Source organism: Streptomyces sp. NPDC001204 (assembly GCF_053598035.1).
Window position 1 is genome coordinate 66,424 of record NZ_JBSFJL010000012.1, and the last position, 20,060, is coordinate 86,483.

At 72.6% G+C, this 20,060-nt stretch carries 17 protein-coding genes; 4 read left to right on the top strand and 13 right to left on the bottom strand.

Annotated elements, in window-relative coordinates; translation table 11 throughout:
* Window positions 1-152: 152 nt before the first annotated feature.
* From ACWC91_RS18535 to pdhA (ACWC91_RS18545), 3 genes are read right to left on the bottom strand one after another with little or no spacing between them, the layout of a single operon-like run.
* Window positions 153-1,571 carry a dihydrolipoamide acetyltransferase family protein gene (locus ACWC91_RS18535; protein ID WP_225076558.1) on the bottom strand — a complete coding sequence of 473 codons (1,419 nt, stop codon included), beginning with the start codon at window positions 1,569-1,571 and terminating at the stop codon, window positions 153-155.
* 20 nt (window positions 1,572-1,591) lie between these two features.
* On the bottom strand, window positions 1,592-2,572 hold the full coding sequence (locus ACWC91_RS18540; protein WP_225076491.1) for an alpha-ketoacid dehydrogenase subunit beta: 981 nt from the start codon (window positions 2,570-2,572) through the stop codon (window positions 1,592-1,594).
* 2 nt (window positions 2,573-2,574) lie between these two features.
* A complete protein-coding gene (pdhA, locus tag ACWC91_RS18545; protein WP_225076490.1) occupies window positions 2,575-3,771 on the bottom strand; it encodes a pyruvate dehydrogenase (acetyl-transferring) E1 component subunit alpha in 1,197 nt (398 codons plus the stop codon).
* A gap of 571 nt (window positions 3,772-4,342) precedes the next feature.
* Here pdhA (ACWC91_RS18545) and ACWC91_RS18550 point away from each other — a divergent pair.
* Complete coding sequence (locus ACWC91_RS18550; RefSeq protein WP_281156261.1) at window positions 4,343-5,359, top strand: phosphotransferase; 1,017 nt, start codon at window positions 4,343-4,345, stop codon at window positions 5,357-5,359.
* Between the two features lie 89 nt (window positions 5,360-5,448).
* Here the strand turns inward: ACWC91_RS18550 and ACWC91_RS18555 are convergent, their stop codons facing one another.
* Window positions 5,449-7,059 (bottom strand): protein kinase domain-containing protein, encoded by a 1,611-nt coding sequence (locus tag ACWC91_RS18555; RefSeq protein ID WP_450643876.1) that lies wholly within the window; start codon window positions 7,057-7,059, stop codon window positions 5,449-5,451.
* 340 nt (window positions 7,060-7,399) lie between these two features.
* Here ACWC91_RS18555 and ACWC91_RS18560 point away from each other — a divergent pair, with 340 nt between their 5' ends.
* A complete protein-coding gene (locus tag ACWC91_RS18560) occupies window positions 7,400-9,031 on the top strand; it encodes a protein kinase domain-containing protein (protein WP_450643875.1) in 1,632 nt (543 codons plus the stop codon).
* A gap of 207 nt (window positions 9,032-9,238) precedes the next feature.
* Here the strand turns inward: ACWC91_RS18560 and ACWC91_RS18565 are convergent, their stop codons facing one another.
* On the bottom strand, window positions 9,239-9,778 hold the full coding sequence (locus ACWC91_RS18565) for a bacterial proteasome activator family protein (RefSeq protein ID WP_141359811.1): 540 nt from the start codon (window positions 9,776-9,778) through the stop codon (window positions 9,239-9,241).
* A 66-nt stretch (window positions 9,779-9,844) separates the two neighbouring features.
* Window positions 9,845-10,402, bottom strand: coding sequence for a PadR family transcriptional regulator (locus tag ACWC91_RS18570; RefSeq protein WP_225076486.1), 558 nt, complete (start codon window positions 10,400-10,402; stop codon window positions 9,845-9,847).
* 124 nt (window positions 10,403-10,526) lie between these two features.
* On the opposite strand from ACWC91_RS18570, the gene ACWC91_RS18575 reads away from it, so the two are divergent.
* Complete coding sequence (locus tag ACWC91_RS18575; RefSeq protein ID WP_450643874.1) at window positions 10,527-11,219, top strand: hypothetical protein; 693 nt, start codon at window positions 10,527-10,529, stop codon at window positions 11,217-11,219.
* Between the two features lie 37 nt (window positions 11,220-11,256).
* Here ACWC91_RS18575 and ACWC91_RS18580 read toward each other — a convergent pair whose 3' ends face one another.
* The 7 genes from ACWC91_RS18580 to pdhA (ACWC91_RS18610) are packed head-to-tail and all read right to left on the bottom strand — an operon-like array spanning window position 11,257 to window position 19,379.
* Window positions 11,257-12,237 carry an NAD(P)H-quinone oxidoreductase gene (locus tag ACWC91_RS18580; protein WP_225076484.1) on the bottom strand — a complete coding sequence of 327 codons (981 nt, stop codon included), beginning with the start codon at window positions 12,235-12,237 and terminating at the stop codon, window positions 11,257-11,259.
* A gap of 32 nt (window positions 12,238-12,269) precedes the next feature.
* Window positions 12,270-13,370: a potassium channel family protein gene (locus tag ACWC91_RS18585; protein ID WP_141359814.1), complete on the bottom strand. Its 1,101-nt coding sequence runs from the start codon at window positions 13,368-13,370 to the stop codon at window positions 12,270-12,272.
* Entirely contained in the window at window positions 13,367-14,848 is a 1,482-nt protein-coding gene (locus ACWC91_RS18590) for a molybdopterin molybdotransferase MoeA (RefSeq protein WP_225076483.1), read from the bottom strand. Before ACWC91_RS18590 ends, ACWC91_RS18585 begins: the two co-directional genes overlap by 4 nt.
* Window positions 14,848-15,777 carry an NTP transferase domain-containing protein gene (locus ACWC91_RS18595; protein WP_225076482.1) on the bottom strand — a complete coding sequence of 310 codons (930 nt, stop codon included), beginning with the start codon at window positions 15,775-15,777 and terminating at the stop codon, window positions 14,848-14,850. The genes ACWC91_RS18590 and ACWC91_RS18595 overlap by 1 nt, the downstream gene beginning before the upstream one ends.
* 55 nt (window positions 15,778-15,832) lie before the next feature.
* A complete protein-coding gene (locus ACWC91_RS18600) occupies window positions 15,833-17,239 on the bottom strand; it encodes a dihydrolipoamide acetyltransferase family protein (RefSeq protein ID WP_225076481.1) in 1,407 nt (468 codons plus the stop codon).
* Window positions 17,239-18,243: an alpha-ketoacid dehydrogenase subunit beta gene (locus ACWC91_RS18605; RefSeq protein WP_225076480.1), complete on the bottom strand. Its 1,005-nt coding sequence runs from the start codon at window positions 18,241-18,243 to the stop codon at window positions 17,239-17,241. Before ACWC91_RS18605 ends, ACWC91_RS18600 begins: the two co-directional genes overlap by 1 nt.
* Entirely contained in the window at window positions 18,240-19,379 is a 1,140-nt protein-coding gene (gene pdhA / locus ACWC91_RS18610) for a pyruvate dehydrogenase (acetyl-transferring) E1 component subunit alpha (protein ID WP_450640973.1), read from the bottom strand. Before pdhA (ACWC91_RS18610) ends, ACWC91_RS18605 begins: the two co-directional genes overlap by 4 nt.
* Before the next feature lie 190 nt (window positions 19,380-19,569).
* On the opposite strand from pdhA (ACWC91_RS18610), the gene ACWC91_RS18615 reads away from it, so the two are divergent.
* On the top strand, window positions 19,570-20,049 hold the full coding sequence (locus ACWC91_RS18615; RefSeq protein WP_141366442.1) for an Lrp/AsnC family transcriptional regulator: 480 nt from the start codon (window positions 19,570-19,572) through the stop codon (window positions 20,047-20,049).
* Window positions 20,050-20,060: the final 11 nt, after the last annotated feature.

Genomic DNA, 20,060 nt, shown 5'->3' on the forward strand with positions numbered 1-20,060 from the left:
GAGGTGGCCTGAGGTGGCCTTCGGCCCGCTCGGCGCGCTGCGCACCCGCCAGCCGAGCTGGCCCTCCCGGCCCGTCAGCCCCCTGGACCACCGCATGTGCTGGGGCGGCGCACCTCCGTGAGAGGTGCGCCGCCCCGTTTCGCCACGGGCTGCTACGCCCAGGTGATCAGCCGCTTCGGCTGTTCCAGGATCGCGGCCACGTCGGCCAGGACCTTGGAGCCGAGTTCGCCGTCGACCAGGCGGTGGTCGAAGCTGAGCGCCAGCGTGGTGACCTGGCGGGGCTTGACCTTGCCCTTGTGGACCCACGGCTGGAGCTTGATCGCGCCGACGGCGAGGATCGCGGACTCGCCGGGGTTGAGGATCGGCGTGCCGGTGTCGACGCCGAAGACGCCGACGTTGGTGATCGTCACCGTGCCGCCCTGCATGGCCGCCGGGGACGTCCTGCCCTCGCGTGCCGTGGACACCAGCTCGCCGAGCGCCTCCGCGAGCTGCGGCAGCGTCTTGACGTGGGCGTCCTTGATGTTCGGGACGATCAGGCCGCGCGGGGTCGCCGCCGCGATGCCCAGGTTGACGTAGTGCTTCTGGACGATCTCCTGAGCCGCCTCGTCCCAGGACGCGTTGATCTCCGGGTTGCGCTTGATGGCGACCAGCAGGGCCTTGGCGATCAGCAGCAGCGGGTTGACCCGCAGCCCCTGCATCTCCTTGTCCTGCTTGAGTTCCTCGACCAGCTTCATGGTCCGCGTCACGTCCACCGTCACGAACTCCGTGACGTGCGGGGCCGTGAACGCCGAGCCGACCATCGCCGCCGCCGTCGCCTTGCGGACGCCCTTGACGGGGATCCGGGTCTCGCGCACCCCGTCGTAGCTCACGGCGGGAGCCGGAGCCGCGGCCACCGGGACCACCGCCGCCGGCGGCTCGGGGGCCTTGGGTGCGGCCGGTGCCGCCACCGCCGCGTGCACGTCCTCGCGCGTGATGATGCCGTCCGGGCCGGACGGCACGACCGTGGCGAGGTCCACGCCCAGGTCCTTGGCCAGCTTGCGCACCGGCGGCTTGGCCAGCGGACGGGGCCCGGCGGGCACCGCGACGGCCGCCGGGGCCACGGTGCCGTGGCCGTTCAGCTCCGGCCGGGGTGCCGTCGCCGCCGGGGTGGCCGCGGCCTCCGGGCCCTTGCGCGGACGGCGCTTGGTGGAGGACGCCGAGACGCCGTAGCCCACCAGCACCGGCTGGCGGCCCTGCGGCTTCTCCTCCCCGTCCGGGTCCGGCTCGGTCTTCGGCTCGGCCGCCGGAGCGGCCTGCGCCGGGACCTCGGCCGGGGCCGCGCCCGCCACCTGCACCGCGATGATGGACGTGCCCACGTCCACCGTGGTGCCCTCGGCGAAGTGCAGCTCGCGCACCACCCCGTCGTAGGGGATGGGCAGTTCGACGGCCGCCTTGGCGGTCTCGACCTCGCAGACCACCTGGCCGTCGGTGACCGTGTCACCGGGCTGGACGTACCACTTGAGGATCTCCGCCTCGGTCAGACCCTCGCCGACATCCGGCATCTTGAACTCACGCACGGACGCATCGGTCATCGTCGTCACGAACCTCTCCCTCAGTACGCCAGCGAGCGGTCGACGGCGTCGAGCACGCGGTCCAGGTCCGGCAGGTAGGACTCCTCCAGGCGGGCCGGCGGGTACGGGGCGTGGTAGCCGCCGACCCGCAGCACGGGGGCCTCCAGGTGGTAGAAGCAGCGCTCGGTGATCCGGGCGGCGATCTCCGCGCCGGAGCCGAAGAACACCGGCGCCTCGTGGACGACGACGAGGCGGCGGGTCCGCTCCACCGAGGCCTGGATGGCGTCGAAGTCGATCGGGGAGACCGAGCGCAGGTCCAGGACCTCCAGGGACTTGCCCTCCTCGGCGGCCGCGGCGGCGACCTCCTGGCAGAGCTTCACCATCGGGCCGTAGGCCGCCAGGGTCAGGTCCGTGCCCTCGCGGACGACCTGCGCCTTGTGCAGCGGGTTCGGGATGGCCTCCGTGTTGACCTCGGCCTTGTCCCAGTAGCGCCGCTTGGGCTCGAAGTAGATCACCGGGTCGTCGCTCTGGATGGCCTGCTGCATCATCCAGTACGCGTCCGACGCGTTGGAGGGGCTGACGATCTTCAGACCCGCCACGTGCGCGAACAGCGCCTCGGGGGACTCCGAGTGGTGCTCGACCGCGCCGATGCCGCCGCCGTAGGGGATGCGGATGACGACCGGGAGCTTGACCTTGCCCAGCGAGCGGGCGTGCATCTTCGCGAGCTGCGTGACGATCTGGTCGTACGCCGGGAACACGAAGCCGTCGAACTGGATCTCGACCACCGGGCGGTAGCCGCGCAGGGCGAGGCCGATCGCGGTGCCGACGATGCCGGACTCGGCGAGCGGGGTGTCGATGACGCGGCTCTCGCCGAAGTCCTTCTGGAGGCCGTCCGTCACCCGGAACACGCCGCCGAGCTTGCCGACGTCCTCGCCCATGATGAGGACCTTGGGGTCGTTGTCCAGGGCGCGGCGCAGCGACTCGTTGATCGCCTTGGCCAGGGCCATCTTCTCAGCAGCCATGATCAGACCCCCTCTGCGTCCGCGAACGACGCCTGGTAGGCGGCGAACTGGGCGCGCTCCTCGTCGACGAGCGCGTGCCCGTCCGCGTACACGTTCTCGAAGATGGCGAAAAGGTCCGGGTCGGGCATGGCACGGACCGCTTCGCGCACTCGTTTGCCCAACGTCTCGCTCTCGGCCTCGAGTTCCTCGAAGAATCCCTCGTCCGCGTGGTTTGCGGCCTCCAGGTGGCGGCGAAGGCGCAGGATCGGGTCCTTCGCCTCCCAGGCCAGGCGCTCCTCGTCCCCCCGGTAGCGGGTGGGGTCGTCGGAGGTGGTGTGGGCGCCCATGCGGTAGGTGTACGCCTCGACCAGGGTGGGGCCCTCGCCGCTGCGGGCGCGCTCCAGCGCCCACTTGGTGACGGCGAGGCAGGCCAGTACGTCGTTGCCGTCGACGCGGACGCCGGGGAAGCCGAAGCCCGCCGCGCGCTGGTAGAGCGGGACGCGGGTCTGCTTCTCGGTCGGCTCGGAGATCGCCCACTGGTTGTTCTGGCAGAAGAACACCACGGGGGCGTTGTAGACGGCGGAGAAGGTGAAGGCCTCCGCCACGTCGCCCTGGCTGGAGGCGCCGTCGCCGAAGTAGGCGATGACCGCGGAGTCGGCGCCGTCCTTGGCGACGCCCATCGCGTAGCCGGTGGCGTGCAGCGCCTGGGAGCCGATGACGATCGTGTAGAGGTGGAAGTTGTTGCCGTTGGGGTCCCAACCGCCGTTGTTCACACCCCGGAACATGCCGAGCAGGTTGGTCGGATCCACCCCGCGGCACCAGGCGACGCCGTGTTCACGGTAGGTCGGGAAGACGTAGTCGTCCTCACGGGTGGCGCGGCCGGAGCCGATCTGGGCGGCCTCCTGGCCGAGCAGCGAGGCCCACAGACCCAGTTCGCCCTGGCGCTGCAGGGCGGTGGCCTCGGCGTCGAAGCGGCGGGTGAGCACCATGTCGCGGTACAGGCCGCGAAGCTCCTCGGCGGTGATGCCGGCGACGTACTTGTCGTACTCGGCGTTCTTGACGCGCTTGCCCTCGGGCGTCAGCAACTGCACGAGTTCGGGGTCGGCGCTCTTCTTGGCGCCGGTACGCCGCCTGGTGCCTGCGGCTTTATTGCCGGTCGCGCCGGCCTTGCTTCCGGCGCTGCGTCGCGGTGTGCGCGCGGCAGTGCTCTCCACGGTCACGTGTGCTCCTCCGTCGGTCCGGCCCCGGGGTTGCCGGTAGCCAGTGCGGCTCACCTGTTCCGGACCACCGGGCACGGGGTGGGTGCCACTCGGCCGGGAACAGGCGTGACAGGTGCCCCGGCGAGCGCCCTGCAGCAGTCACGTTACCCAGTGCTCCACATTTCTGGGAAACCCCCCTGACCTGGGCGTTTCCTTGGATTTCCAAGTATTTCCACTTGGACGTCCAAGTACCTCGCCGGACAGTCGGGGCAGCCGCTGGTCACAGCCGTGCAGGGGGCCGGAACACCGGCACGTTATCCCGGCCACCCCTGAGTCGGGAAGGGTCGACGAATGGCCGGAACTGCTCTTGATGGATGACCCCGCACGGGGGACGGCGAAACGGGACCCGCCGGGCGCCGGCAAGGGACGCCTCCGAAGGCGTACCGGCGCACGCCGGGCGCGGTCGGGGCGGCATCATGACCTCATGTGACCGAAAGCGACCATCGACGACTGTCTGTGACAAGCCCCAGCTCACGGCCTCCGCCGGTGCCCTAGCATCTGGCGCGTGCCGCGCCCATGTGTACCACCCCCCGTGCCCCACGCGCCCCCTCTGAGCGCCTTGCTGCGCCAGTACGCCGCCGGTTCCGCCCTCACTTGCGAGCCGGTCGACCAGGGCCTGCTCAACCGCGGCTACCGGCTGTGCACGACCCGCGGCCGTTATTTCCTCAAGCACCACTTCGATCCGGACACCGCCGATCCCACCGCCATCGCGCGTCAGCACCGGGCCACCCAGCGCCTGGCCGACCTCGGCGTCCCGGTGGCGCCGCCGCTCACCGGCCGCGACGGGCGCACGGTCGCCGTCGTCGGCGGCCACGCCTACGCCCTGCACCCCTGGATCGACGGCCGGCACCGGCACGGCGGGCAGCTCACCACCAAGCAGTGCACCCGTCTGGGAGCACTGCTGGGAGCCGTGCACGCGTGCCTGGAGCGGGTGATGCCGCCCAAGGGCCGCACCCGCCCCGCCGCGAGTCCCCACCCCGTGGAGAGCGCCGATCCCGCCGACACCTTCACGCTGATCGACGACCTGCTCGGGCACGTCAGCCGCCACCGGCCCCCGGACGCCTTCGACGAACTGGCCCGGCACCGGCTCCTGGAGCGGCGCGCGCTCCTGGAACGGCACGCGGACCGGCGTCCGCCGCCCGGCGGGCCCGTCGGCTGGGTGCACGGCGACTTCCACCCCTTCAACCTGCTCTACCAGGGGGACGCCCCCGCCGCGATCGTCGACTGGGACCGGCTCGGAGTGCAGCCCCGCGCGGAGGAGGCGGTGCGCGCCGCCGCGATCTTCTTCGTCCGGCCCGCCGGCACCCTGGACCTGCCGAAGGTCAGGGCGTACGCGCGCGCGTACCGGCTGGCGGCCGGCGCCACCCCCTCGGAGCTCGCGGCGGCCGTGCACCGCGTGTGGTGGGAGCGCCTGAACGACTTCTGGATGCTGCGCTGGCACTACGAGCGCGGCGACACCCGCGCGGACCCGCAGTTCCCGGCCGCCTCGGCGCTCGCGGTGTGGTGGACAAGGGAGTACGGGGCGGTGTGCGGCGCGTTCGCCGGGTGACGCCGAGGGAGCCGGACGGAACACCACGCGCGCGTGAGGGCCCGTTCGGCCTCACGCGCGCGTGAAGGATGCTCGGTTCGCGGCAGGACTCAGTTGCCTCCGACGGGGTTCCCCGCCGCGCCCGCTGCGGTGCCGGCGGCGTCGCCACCACCGCTGTCCCCGGAGCCGTCGCTCGGCGGGACGCCCGGGTCCTGGGAGGTCGACGGAGGTCCGGGGTCGGTCGGTTCGCTGGAGGTCTGCGGGTCGGACTGCTCGTTGGAGGGCTGCTCGCCGGACGGCTCCGACGGGGTCCACGAAGGCCGGTACGACGGCGTGTACTTCCAGCCGCCTCCGCCCGAGCCGTGGCCCCGGTCCGTCGACGTGTCCGACGGCTGCTCGTCCGACGTGTCGCTCGGGGTGGTGCTGGGCTGCGCGTCGTCGGTGGACTGCGTGTTCGACGGCGAATTGCTGGTGTCGACGCCGGTGCCGGTGTCACCGCCGGTGTTCTGCAGTGCCAGTGCCACGCCCGCGGCGATGGCGATCACCGCGAGGACGGCCAGGATCCACAGCTTGCCGCGGCCGCTGCCCTTGTTGCCGTGCCCCTCGAAGCCGCCGTCGTCCGGGTTGCCGTACCCGGCGGGCAGGATCGGCTGGGGGATCTGCGTGGTGCCGGAGCCGAGGTCGGCCTGATGCGGCATCACGGTCGTGCCCGCGTAGCCCGCCGCCGGGGTGTGCCGGCCGTCGTGCGCCTCGACCGGGCCGGTGTTCCAGGTGCCGGTGTTGCCGCCCTGGTCGTACAGCATCTGCAGCCCGTACTGGACCAGCCCGCGCATCTCCTCGGCGGTCTGGAAACGGTCGTCGGGCTCCTTGGCCAGCGAGCGCATGACCAGGCCGTCGAGCTCCGGCGGGCAGGTGCCGCCGGCGACCTGGGACGGCGGCACCGGCATGTCCTGGACGTGCTGGTAGACCACCGACAGCGGGGTCTCGCCGGTGAACGGGGGCCGCAGCGCGAGGAGTTCGTACAGCAGGCAGCCCGTGGCGTACAGGTCGGAGCGGTAGTCGACTGCCTTGCCGAGGGCCTGCTCCGGGGAGAGGTACTGCGGAGTGCCCATGACCATGCCGGTCTGCGTCATCGTCGTGGACGCCCCGTGCAGGGCGCGGGCGATGCCGAAGTCCATCACCTTCACGGCGCCGTTGTCGGTGATGATGACGTTGGCCGGCTTGATGTCGCGGTGCACGATGCCGTGCTGGTGCGAGTAGGCCAGCGCCTCCAGCACACCGGAGACGATGATCAGCGCCTGCTCCGGGCCGGGCGCCTCGGCGTTGAGCAGCAGATCGCGGATGGTGCGGCCCTCGACCAGCTCCATCACGATGTACGGCACGGCCTGGCCGCCCGCCTGGTCCTCGCCGGAGTCGTACACGGCGACGATCGCGTGGTGGTTGAGCCCGGCCACCGACTGGGCCTCACGTGTGAACCGGGCCTTGGAGACGGGGTCCTCGGCCAGGTCTGCGCGGAGCAGCTTGACCGCCACGGTCCGCCCGAGGCGCACGTCCTCGGCGGCGAACACCTCGGCCATGCCGCCCCTGCCGAGTCTGTGCGTCAACCGGTACCGGCCGTCGCCGACCAGGCCGTTGTTGCCCCACATCTCCGGCGCGTCCGACATACCGCCGCCAGTCGCCTCGGGGTCGGACGGGCCCTGGGCGCGATGCTGCTGTGCCATCAGTCCTCGCCGTCGTTTCTGCCCGCGGTGCGCGCGGTGTTGTCACGGTCTCCGTCGGCCACGCTACAGGCTCCGCGGGGGCCGCCGGTCCAGGATCGTCGCGGCGAGCACCGCCGGGACCGGCCCGAGACGGACCGGCCATGAAACCCCGTGCGGGTGCCGTGGTGCAAATTCCGTGTACCGGCCGTACGCCTGCTGTAACGCTTCCGCGACGCTTCTTTCGCGTACGGTCACGGAACGGGCACCGAGCTTGACGTGTCACTGCCCTCGGGCAGACTGGCCGGGAATGACTCATTCGATCAACGAGGGCGCCTGACGGCCTAGTGGGGGACGCGGAGACATGAGCCAGGACGGGGCACACGGCCAGTACGCGGGACGGGCCCTGGCCGGCGGCCGCTACCAGCTGCGCGACCTGCTCGGCGAAGGCGGCATGGCCTCGGTGCACCTCGCCTACGACTCCGTGCTCGACCGCCAGGTCGCGATCAAGACACTCCACACCGAACTCGGGCGCGAACAGGCCTTCCGCGAGCGGTTCCGCCGCGAGGCCCAGGCAGTGGCGAAGCTCACGCACACCAACATCGTCTCGGTCTTCGACACCGGCGAGGACGATGTGGACGGCATGACGACGCCGTACATCGTCATGGAGTACATCGAGGGCCGCCCCCTCGGCTCGGTGCTGGAGGAGGACATCCGGCAGCTCGGCGCGATGCCCGCCGACAGGGCCCTGAAGATCACCGCGGACGTGCTCGCCGCGCTGGAGATCAGCCACGAGATGGGCCTGGTCCACCGCGACATCAAGCCGGGCAACGTGATGATGACCAAGCGCGGCGTGGTCAAGGTCATGGACTTCGGCATCGCCCGCGCCATGCAGTCCGGCGTGACGTCGATGACCCAGACCGGCATGGTCGTCGGCACCCCGCAGTACCTCTCGCCGGAGCAGGCGCTCGGCCGGGGCGTGGACGCGCGGTCCGACCTGTACTCGGTCGGCATCATGCTGTTCCAACTGGTCACCGGGCGGCTGCCGTTCGACGCGGACTCCCCCCTGGCCATCGCGTACGCGCATGTGCAGGAGGAGCCGGTGGCGCCCTCCTCGATCAACCGCTCGCTCCCTCCGGCGGTGGACGCGCTGGTCGCCCGCGCGCTGAAGAAGAACCCCAACGAGCGTTTCCCCAGCTCCGAGTCCATGCGCGACGAGTGCCTGCGCGTGGCGGCCTCCTTCCAGGCGGCCGCGCCCAGCATCGTCCCCGGCGCCCACACGCCGAGCGGCGCGGGCGTCGGCTCGGCCGTCTTCCCGCCCGTCGACCAGACGTCCCCGGTACCCCAGGGCAATGTGCACGCGCCGTACCAGCCGGCCCCGACGCCCAATCCCTACAGCACCGGCGTTCCCACGCCCGCGAGCTACGGCTACCCGCAGCAGCCCGGCTACCAGACGCCCGTCGCGTCGCCGTACGCGCAGCAGCAGGCGCCGACCCCGCCGCCGTACGTCGTGTCGCCCCAGCACACGCCCCCGCCGGGCGGCGGCAGGAGCACCAGGCCCGTGGTCGTCGGGTCGATCGCCGTCGCCGCCATCGCGGTGGTCGGCCTGATCGTCGCGCTGGCCATGGACACCGGTGGCAGCGGAGACGAGGCCAAGGGCGGAGGCGGCGCGAGCGCGTCCACCTCCGTGGTCGAGGGCCACCGCGGGCCGGACACCTCGAAGACGATCGACTCCGACGACTGCAAGGAGCCGCGGGAGGCGTACGACGACCCGGACAAGGTCAGGCTGCCGGACTTCCGGTACAAGAACCTCGGTTCGGTCAAGGAGTGCCTCCAGGCCGCCGGCTGGAAGCTGAAGAAGATCGACACCAACGAGAACACGTACGGCCAGGACACGGTCATGAACCAGTTCCCCGCGGCCGACACGGACGTCGACCCGAACAACATGCCGGTGATCCAGCTCTACGTCTCGACCGGCAACCCTGAGTCGTCCTGACCGTCACCGCCCCGTCCGGCTCCCGTCGAGCACGGCGGGCGGTCCCGTGAGAAGCGCGGTCCCGTAAGTCCCGTAAGAAGAAGGCCCCGGCAGTACGGCTGCCGGAGCCTTTTCATGTCCGCGTTGCGAGGACAGGTGCGGGCGGGGGCGCGGCGTACGGCCCGCGGACCCGGCGCCCGCGGGCAGGACACCTGCGCCTACGGGCGCCTACAGGTACGGCCCGCCCGAGCGGCCGCCCGTGCGGGGGTCGTCGCCGCCGTCGTGCCCGATACCCGGGGGCAGGGCACGGCGCATCTGCTCCAGCTGGGCGCGGGCGGCCATCTGCTGGGCGAACAGAGTCGTCTGGATCCCGTGGAAGAGACCCTCCAGCCAGCCCACCAACTGCGCCTGTGCGATGCGCAGTTCGGCGTCACTGGGGGTTCCCTCGTCGGTGAACGGCAGGGAGAGCCGCTCCAGCTCCTCGACGAGTTCCGGCGCCAGGCCGTCCTCCAGCTCCTTGACCGAGCTCGTGTGGATCTCCTTCAGCCGGACCCGGCTGGCCTCGTCCAGGGGAGCCGCGCGCACCTCTTCGAGAAGCTGCTTGATCATGCTGCCGATCCGCATGACCTTCGCGGGCTGCTCCACCTGCTCCGTAACCGGGGTCTCACGGGAGTCGTCGTCCCCGCCGCCGCCGAGCGCCATTCCGTCCTGGCCCACGACCAGGATCTGCGGATTCTCCGGCGACCGTTCGTTCCTCGGCATCTCCATGCCGCCATTGTCGCGCACCCGTACATGCCACTTCCGTGGCGCCCCCACGGAAAGCGGTCCACCGCGTCATTTCCCCGCGTCGTCGGCCCGGGGGAGGTCCAGCCGGAGCAGACGGGCCTCGCAGTGGTCCAGCCAGCGGGACTCCGCCTCGGCACAGCAGATCAGCCGCTCCACGACCAGCAGCCGGGCCACCTCGTCCGGCCCCCTGAGCGGGCCGGCCAGGACCTCGGCGCGCTGCCGCACGTAGTCGTGCAGCGCCCTGGACACATGCCGGCGCTGTACCTCGACGACCTCGCGCACATCGACGCCGGGCGCCGCCACCGCCAGCACCAGCTTGATCGCCAGCTCGTCGCACGGCGGATCCGTCCGCTCCACCGGCCGCGCGTACCAGGCCCGCAGCTCGGCGCGGCCCGCCTCGGCCAGTGCGTAGACCACCCGGCCGGCTCTGTCCACACCCTCCCGGGTGACCAGGCCCTCGTGCTCCAGGCGGCCGAGCGCGGCACAGACCCGGCCGATGTGCGGCGGCCGGGCCGCCCCCGTGCGCGCCTCGAACTCGACGCGCAGCCGGGAGCCGTGGCGGGGGCCGTCCGCCAGGAGCGCCAGCAGTCCATGACGTATCGCCATAACCGGATTGTGCAGTGGGTTCGACCCGTTGGCCGATCCTGGAATGCCGGATTGGTCCGGTGATGTGACTGTTGTTGCAGAAATGATCTGATCCGCTGCCGGGCACCGTGAGGGGGTCCCCGACGTGACTCCATGGCTGCGCGCTCAGCTGCGCGCGACGGGACTGCTGATCGCGCTGGCAGCGGCCGTCCCGGCCAGTGGCTCCGCCTCGGCGTACGGCGCGACGCGGGCGCCCTCGGCGTACGGCGCCACGCGGGCGCCCTCGGCCTCCGCCGCGCCGCACGACTTCGCGTCCGGGGCCGCCACGGACGCCTCCGGCGCCTCTGCGTCCGGTACCCCGGCCCCGGGCACCGCCGCCCCCGGAACGGCCGCCGGCTCCCGCTCCTCGCCGGTCCACGGGCCCCCGCCCTCGACGCCGACGTCCCCAGCCTCCCACCCGGCCTCGCCTCCCTCCTCCCCCTCCGCCTCGCCGTCCCCGTCCCTGTCGTCCTCCGACCCGTCGCGGGCCGGGAACCACACCGGTGGCGGTCAGCATCGGCCGGGGCGGCCGCACTGGTGGGAGAGGGAGCGGGACCACGACGACGGCAACGAGGACTCCGAGAGCGCGAGCGCGACGCCGGAGGCGACGAGCGCCTCGCCCTCGGGTCAGGAGGCCGCTCCCGTGCCGTCCGGGCCGCAGGACAGTCCCGGCGCCCTGCCCGTCGCGCAGACCGGGAACGAAGCCGTGCTGCGGACCCTGTCCCTGGGCAGCGGGCTCGTCCTGATCGGCCTCGGCCTCGGCCTGGCGTTCATCGCCCTGCGGTTGCGCCGGAGCTAGATCCGGCGCAACCGCTGCGGCGGCGGAGGTGCGGGGATCAGGACGTCACCAGAAGCACCTTGCCGATGTGGCCGCTCTCCTCCAGGATCCGGTGGGCGGCCGCGGCGTCGCTCATCGGGAGTTCCTGGTCGACCACCGGCCGGACGTGCCCGTCGGCGAACAGCGGCCAGACGTGTTCGCGTACGGCGGCGACGATGGCCGCCTTCTCGCCGAGCGGGCGGGCGCGCAGCGAGGTCGCGCTGATCGCGGCCCGCTTGCCGAGCAGGGTGCCGATGTTCAGCTCGCCCTTGGCCCCGCCCTGCATACCGATGATCGCGAGCCGGCCGTTGACGGCGAGGGCCTGGACGTTGCGGTCCAGGTACTTGGCGCCCATGTTGTCGAGGATCACGTCGGCGCCGTTCCCGTTCGTGGCCCGCCGGATCTCCTCGACGAAGTCCTGCTCGCGGTAGTTGATCAGGATCTCGGCGCCCAGTTCGGCGCAGCGCTCGAGCTTCTCCTTGGTGCCCGCGGTCACGGCGACCCTCGCGCCCACGGCCCGGGCGAGCTGGATCGCCATCGTGCCGATGCCGCTGGAGCCGCCGTGCACGAGCAGCGTCTCGCCGGGGCGCAGCTGGGCGACCATGAAGACGTTGGACCAGACGGTGCAGGTCACCTCCGGCAGCGCCGCGGCCTGCCTCAGGCCGACGCCGTCGGGCACGGGCAGCAGCTGACCGGCCGGAACGGCGACCTTCTCGGCGTAACCACCGCCCGCGAGCAGCGCGCACACCTCGTCGCCGACGGACCAGCCGGACACCCCGGGACCGAGCGCCGCGATCCGCCCGGAGCACTCCAGACCGGGGTACGGGGAAGCACCGGGCGGCGGGTTGTAGAAGCCCTGCCGTTGCAGGATGTCGGCCCGGTTGACGGCACTCGCCGCCACCTCGACCAGCACCTCCCCCTCGCCGGGCACGGGATCCGGTACCTCGTCCCACACCAACGCCTCGGGCCCACCGGGTTCGGGAATCGTGATCGCATGCATGGGCCCGACGCTACTGCTTCGCGGTGCCGTCGTCAGTCCTGGGGAAGCGGCCGTGTGTCAGGGGTGACCTTCGTTCCCGGTGTGGCCCGGACGATGGTGATCAGACGGTCGGTCAGCTCCAGTTCCCGTACGGACGGGTCGTCGTAACCCAGCACCCGGTGTCCGCGCAGCACGCTCACCACCAGGTCGTCCATGTCCCGTGGGTCCTGGCCCACCTCGGCCTTTATGACGGGCCGTTCGATGATGTCCAGGCCGCTGCCCTGCTGGATGAGGTCCTCCAGGACCATGCTCGCTGCCGGACTGAGCACGGACAGCCCGAGCAGCCGCCCCGCCGCGCTCGCGCTGGTGACGACGGCATCGGCCCCGGACTGCTTGAGCAGCGGCGCGTTCTCCTCCTCCCGCACCGCCGCGACGATCTTCGCCGCCCGGTTGATCTGCCGGGCCGTCAGCGTGACCAGCACGGCGGTGTCGTCCCGTTGGGTGGCGATGATGATCTGCCGTGCCCGCTGCACCTCGGCCCGCATGAGCACCTCGCTGCGGGTGGCGTCTCCGACCACGCCCGCGTAGCCCTCCGCCGTGGCCGCGTCGACCACCTTGGCACTGGGGTCGACCACGACGACCTGCTGCTTCTTCAGCCCGGCCGCACAGACGGTCTGGAGCGCGGACCTCCCCTTCGTGCCGAATCCGACCACGACGGTGTGATCGCGCAAAGTGGACCTCCAGCGATTCAGGCGCCATTCCTCACGGGTTCGCTCGGTGAGGACTTCGAGTGTGGTGCCGACCAGGATGATCAGGAAGATCACACGCAGCGGGGTGATGACGAAGATGTTGGTGAGACGCGCGCTGTCGCTGACGGGGGTGACGTCGCCGTATCCAGTGGTGGAGAGGGTCACCGTCGCGTAGTACGCCGCGGCGATGAGGTCCATCGGGGCTTCTTTGGCACTGTCCTGGTATCCCTCACGGTCGGCGTAGACGATCACGACCGTCACGAGCAGCACCAGCACCGCCAGGAACAGCCGTTTGCCGACCTGACGTATCGGGCGCTCCACGACTTTTCGAGGGAGCTTCACCCGATGGGTCACGAGATGCTCGTCCGCCTGGCGGGCGATCGCGTCATGGCCCGGAAGTTTCACGTGAAACACACCCCGATTCCGGCGGCGGCCCAGGGCAGGTCGAGGAGTTCGGCCTCCCGACCCGGTCGGGCACCACCCGGTGGTACGACGGCGAGGGCATCGGCCGCCGCGACGCCGCGCAGCATGGCGGGGCCGTTGTAGTGCAGCGGAACGGCGCTGTCGCCGCGCAGCACCACGGGGACGAGCCGGGTGTCGTCCGGATGCCCGTGGACCGCGTCCGTCAGCGGCAGCGTGTACGGCTCCGGGGCCGGGCGCGCGGCCAGCGTGCGCAGCAGCGGCTCGGCGAGCGTCAGCAGACCCGAAACGGCCGCGAGCGGATTGCCGGGCAGGCCGACGAGGTGCTGGTTCTCCTTGGTACGGGCCAGGAGCATGGGGTGGCCGGGGCGCACCTGGACGCCGTCCACCAGCAGTTCGGCGCCGATGCGGCGCAGGGTGGGGTGGACGTGGTCGACCGGTCCGGCGGCGGTTCCCCCGGTGGTGACGATCACGTCGGCCTGCGACCCGGTGACCGCCTTGTGCAGGGCCTTGGCGTCGTCGCCGATCCGGCGCACACGGGTGACCTCGGCGCCCAGGGCACGCAGCCAGGACGGCAGCATCGGGCCGAGCGCGTCCCGGATCCGTCCGTCGTGCGGCAGGCCCTCGGAGAGCAGTTCGTCACCGAGCACGAGGACGTCGACGCGGGGGCGGGGGACCGTGGCGAGGGTGTCGTACCCGGCGGCCGCGGCCAGACCGAGCACCACCGGGGTCACCAGGGTGCCGACGGGCAGCAACTGGTCGCCACTGCGGCACTCCTGCCCGCGCGGGCGGATGTCCCTGCCGTGCCCGGACTCCTCGGTGGCGTACAGCCGGCCCTTGGCGTCGGTGCGGCCGTGTTCGCTGCGCAGCACGGCCGTGGTGTCCTGCGGGACGCGGGCGCCGGTCGCGACGCGTACCGCCTCGCCGTCGGTCAGCGGCTCGGGCTCGTCGTGCCCGGCCAGGACGCCCTCGTCGCGTACGTCCCAGGGGCCGGGGCCGGCGACCGCCCAGCCGTCCATGGCGGAGGTGTCGAAGGAGGGCAGGTCGCACAGGGCGGTCAGGGGAGCAGCCAGGACCAGTCCCAGGGCGGCCTCGAGGGGTACCTGGACGGGGGCCCGGCGGGCACCGGCACGGGCCGCGCGGGCGGCGGTCTCGCGGGCCTGCGGCCAGGCGATGGCCTGGTGGCGGGCCTCCTGGGAGTGCGCGGGGTGCGAGGTCCCGTGACCAGCACCGGCGCTCCCGTGGTCCTCGAAGGAGGCGGAGCCGGATACGGGGGTGCCGCCGTGTCCCGCCCGGCCCCGGCCGGGCTCGGGGGCACGCCGGCTGCTGCCTTCGTTCACCAGGGCGAGCGCCTCCTCCACGTCGAAGTCCTCGGCGTCCTCGGCGTTCTTGGCGTCCTCGGCGTTCTCGGCGTTCTTGGCGTTCTTGGCGTTCTCGCCGACCCGCGTGCCACGGCCGGACATCAGACGTCCGGGCGGGTGTCGGGCGTGGCGTCGGGCGCCACGTCGGGCGTGCCGGTGCCGCCGGTGGTCTCGTCCGCCCAGCGCTGGGCGAGGGCCGCGGCCTTGCGGGCGGCCTCGGCGACGGCTTCGGGGCCGCCCTCGGCCTGCGCGGCCGCATAGCCGACGAGGAAGGTGGTCAGGGGTGCCGCGGGCCGGGCCACGCCGTGGGCGGCGTCGCGGGCGAGGTCGAGCAGCGCGCGGGTGTCGACGTCCAGATCGATGCCCAACTCGTCCTTGACTGCGGAAATCCATTCATCCAACACGTGCCCATGCTCCCTGATACGTGCTCTGGCGATGACGATGTCGTCCCAGGTGTCGCAGTCGAAGGACGCGACGTCGTCGGGGACGCGGATGAGATCGAGCGCGGCGGTGAGCCGGCGCAGCGGCAGCCCGGTGAGGGCGCCGTCCCGGGCGGAGCCGCCCTCGGAAGCGGCGCGGGCGAGCGCGGCCAGCGCGCGGCGCAGCGCCTGCGCGCGGTAGGCGGCCACGAGCGGCTGGTCGCGGCCGCCGGCGTCGGTGAGCAGCACGCCGTCGGCCCGGCCGGCCCTCAGCGCGGTCAACAGCCGCCGTACCGTGTCGCGTTCGAGGAACGGCAGGTCGGCGGAGAGTACGACGACATGGTCCGCCGTGGTGTGACGCAGCCCGGCGTCGAGCGCGGCGAGCGGTCCGGCGCCGGCCGGTTCCTCGCGTGCCCAGCGCACGGGCCGCGCGGTGGGGCGGGGATCGGCGACCACCACCGTCGTGTCCGCGTCGGCGCAGGCGGCGAGCACGCGGTCGAGCAGCGCGCGGCCGCCGACGCGCAGGCCGGGCTTGTCCGCGCCGCCGAGCCGCCGGGCGGCTCCTCCGGCGAGCACGACGGCGTCGTGGGCGAGGGGCTCGTAGGAGGTCACCCCCCGAGTATGCGTCCCGCCCGCGATCAAGGGGAACGCGGGCGGGACACTGCCGTCACAGCGTGCGCAGCAGCACCGCCGGCTGTTCCACGCAGTCCGCCACATACCGCAGGAAACCGCCCGCCGTGCCGCCGTCGCACACCCGGTGGTCGAAGGTGAGCGAGAGCTGGACGACCTGCCGCACCGCCAGCTCGCCCTCGTGCACCCACGGCTTGGGGACGATGCGGCCGACGCCGAGCATGGCGGCCTCGGGGTGGTTGATGATCGGGGTGGATCCGTCGACGCCGAACACTCCGTAGTTGTTCAACGTGAAGGTGCCGCCGGTGAGTTCGGCCGGAGTGAGGGTGCCGGCGCGGGCCGCCTCGGTCAGCCGGGCGAACTCGGCGGTCAGGGACTCCGCGTCGCGCGTGTGCGCGTCCCGTACGACCGGGACGACGAGCCCGCGTTCGGTCTGCGCGGCGAAGCCGAGGTGCACGGCGTCCAGCCGGACGATCTCCCTGGCCTCCATGTCGACCCGCGAGTTGAGCTCGGGATGGCGGGCGAGCGCTGCCGTGCAGATCCGGGCCAGCAGCGCGAGCAGGGAGATCTTCTGTCCCCCGGCAGCGTTCATGGCGGCCCGGGCGCGCATCAGCTCCGTGGCGTCGGCGTCCACCCAGCAGGTCGCGTCCGGTATCTCCCGGCGGCTGCGGGACAGCTTGTCCGCGACGGCTCCGCGCACCCCCTTGAGCGGAACGCGGGAGCCGGAGGACTGCGCCGTCCCGGCCGCTGGCGCGGTCGCGGGAGCCGCCGGTGCGCCGGCACCACGGCCCCGTGCCGCGTTGGCCCTGAGCACGTCCTCGACGTCGGCGCGCAGGATCAGCCCCTCGGGCCCGGAGCCCGACAGCTGACGCAGGTCCACGCCGTTCTCCCGCGCGAGGCGGCGCACGAGCGGCGAGATGACGGGGACGGGACCGTCGGCGGACCGCTCGGCCACCGCGGTCGCGTGGACCGCCGACGGAACGCCCGCCGTACGCGCGGACCCGTTGGCGGCCGGTGCCGCGGCCGCGACGGGCGCCGCCGCTTCCACGGCACCGCTCGTGCCGCGCGAGCCCGGCGCCATCGGTGCCGGGCGCACCCTACGGCGGCGCGCCGGGGGCGCCCCCGTGCCGTAGCCGACCAGGACGTTGCCGGAGCCCTCGGTGCCGTCGGCCGCGTCACCCGCGGCACCGGCGTCCTGCTCCCCGACCGCCACCGTCAGCAGCGGCGCTCCCACGGGCAGTTCCGCGCCCTCCTCGCCGAAGCGGGCGGTGACCACGCCCGCGTAGGGGCAGGGCACCTCGACCATCGCCTTGGCCGTCTCGACCTCGACGACCGGCTGGTCGATGGCGACCACGTCACCCACCTCGACCAGCCAGCGGACGACCTCCGCCTCGGTGAGCCCCTCCCCGAGGTCGGGGAGCCTGAACTCCAGCACCTGTGCCATCAGCTCCCCGCCTCCCACTGCAGACGCGCCACGGCGTCCAGGATCCGGTCGACGCCGGGCAGGTGGTGCCGCTCCAGCATCGGCGGCGGGTAGGGGAGGTCGAACCCGGCCACGCGCAGCACCGGTGCCTCCAGGTGGTGGAAGCAGCGCTCCGTGACACGGGCGGCGATCTCCCCGCCAGGGCCGCCGAACCCGCTCGACTCGTGCACGACGACCGCGCGTCCGGTGCGCCGCACCGACGCGCACACCGTCTCGTCGTCGAACGGCACCAGCGAGCGCAGGTCGACGACCTCCAGCTCCCAGCCCTCGGCCCGCGCAGCCTCGGCGGCTTCGAGGCAGACGGGCACGGACGGGCCGTACGTGATCAGCGTGGCGCTCCTGCCGGTGCGCCGCACCACCGCGCGGCCCACCGGCTCGACGGTCTGCGGGTCGTCCGGGTTCCAGGTGTCCTTCGACCAGTACAGCCGCTTGGGCTCCAGGAAGACGACCGGGTCGTCGGATTCGATGGCGGCCCGCAGCAGCCCGTAGGCGTCGGCGACGGTCGCGGGCGTGACGACATGGAGCCCCGGAGTCGCCATGTAGTACGCCTCGGAGGAGTCGCTGTGGTGCTCCACACCACCGATGCCGCCGCCGTAGGGGATGCGGATGGTGATCGGCAGGGGCATTTTGCCGCGGGTGCGGTTGCGCATCTTCGCGACATGGCTGGCCAGTTGCTCGAACGCCGGGTAGGCGAAGGCGTCGAACTGCATCTCGACCACCGGGCGCAGCCCGTACATGGCCATGCCGACGGCGGCGCCGAGGATGCCGGCCTCGGCCAGCGGGGTGTCCGTGCAGCGGTCCTCGCCGAACTCCTTGGCGAGGCCGTCGGTGATGCGGAAGACCCCGCCGAGGGTGCCGACGTCCTCGCCCATGACGTGCACGGTGGGGTCGGCGGCCATCGCGTCGCGCAGCGCGCGCGTGAGGGCCTGGGCCATGGTGGCCGGCTTGAGTGCGACGGTGGTCATCGGGCCGTACCCTCCTCGGACTCGGCCTGGAGCTCGGCGACCAGCTGGGCGCGCTGTTCGCGCAGTTGCGGGGTCGGCTCCGCGTACACGTGGGCGAACAGGTCCATGGGGTCGAGCGGAGCGTCCTGGTTCATGCGCTCGCGCAGCCGCGCGGCCATCGCCTCGGCGTCCTCGCGGGCGGCGCGGACGCCGTCCTCGTCGAGCAGGCCGCGACCGGTCAGCTCCCGCTCCAGCAACTGGATCGGGTCGTGCTCGCGCCAGGCCTCGACCTCGGCGTCGCCGCGGTAGCGGGTGGCGTCGTCGGCGTTGGTGTGGGCGTCGATGCGGTAGGTCACCGCCTCGATCAGGGTGGGCCCGCCTCCCGCGCGCGCCTGTCGCACGGCGTCGGCGAGCACCTCGTGCACGGCGGCGGCGTCGTTGCCGTCGACCAGGCGGCCCGGCATGCCGTACCCGACGGCCTTGTGGGCCAGGGACGGTGCCGCGGTCTGCTTGGCGAGCGGAACGGAGATCGCGAAGCCGTTGTTCTGCACGAGGAAGACGACGGGGGCCTGCCAGACGGCGGCGAAGTTCAGCGCCTCGTGGAAGTCGCCCTCGCTGGTGCCGCCGTCGCCGATCATCGCCAGCGCGACCACGTCGTCGCCCTTGAGGCGGGCGGCGTGGGCGAGGCCGACGGCGTGCGGCAGCTGGGTGGCCAGTGGCGTCGACAGCGGTGCGACACGGTGCTCGTAGGGGTCGTAGCCGGTGTGCCAGTCGCCGCGCAGCAGCGTCAGGGCCTCGACGGGGTCGACGCCGCGGGCCACGACGGCGAGCGTGTCGCGGTAGCTGGGGAAGAGCCAGTCGCGCTGCTCCAGGGCGAGCGCCGCGGCGACCTCGCAGGCCTCCTGGCCGGTGCTGGAGGGGTAGACCGCCAGGCGGCCCTGCTTGGTCAGGGCGGTGGCCTGCGTGTTGTAACGGCGGCCCAGGACCAGCTGCGCGTACAGACGGCGCAGCAGCTCCGGATCGGCCTTCGCGGCCGCCTCCGTCCCCAGGACGCGGTAGGGCTCCGCGTCGGGCAGCAGCGGCGCGGGGTCGGTACGGGGCTGCCAGGCGGGCGGCGGCGATGGCCGGTACGCGCCCCGCTGCTCCATGACCGTCATGACGGCACCTCCTCGTGGGAGCGGCTACGAGGGGCGCGTCGGCTGTGACGCGCCCCACCTACCGATTGTTCGGTCGTCGGCACATTTTGGCTACAGGCGGGCCCAGGCTGTGGACAAACGGTTCTCCACAACCTGAGATGGACGCACTACGTCCACGAGGGAAAGGCGGGGGGACATGGCACCTGAACAAATGGCCGAGGAGCCGGACGGCGCCGTACCGCCACCGCGTCCGCTGGACGCCATCGACCAGGACATCCTGCGCATGCTCCAGACGGACGGGCGCGCGTCGATACGGTCGGTCGCCGAACAGGTGCACGTCTCGCGTGCCAACGCCTACGCCCGGATCAACCGGCTCATCGAGGACGGCGTCATCCGCGGCTTCGGCGCCCGCGTCGACCACGAACGCGCGGGGCACGGCACATCCGCGTACATCACGCTGAAGATCGTGCAGAACACCTGGCGCACGGTGCGCGAGCAGCTCAGACAGCTGCCCGGCGCCCACCACATCGCGCTGGTCGGCGGCGACTTCGACGTCCTGCTGCTGGTGCACACCCCGGACAACCGGGCGCTGCGTGAGCTGGTCCTCACCCGGCTCCAGGCCATCCCCGAGGTGCTCAGCACGCGCACGCTGCTGGTGTTCGAGGAGGAGGACCTGGAGCCGCAGGGGTGAGGCGGTGCGGG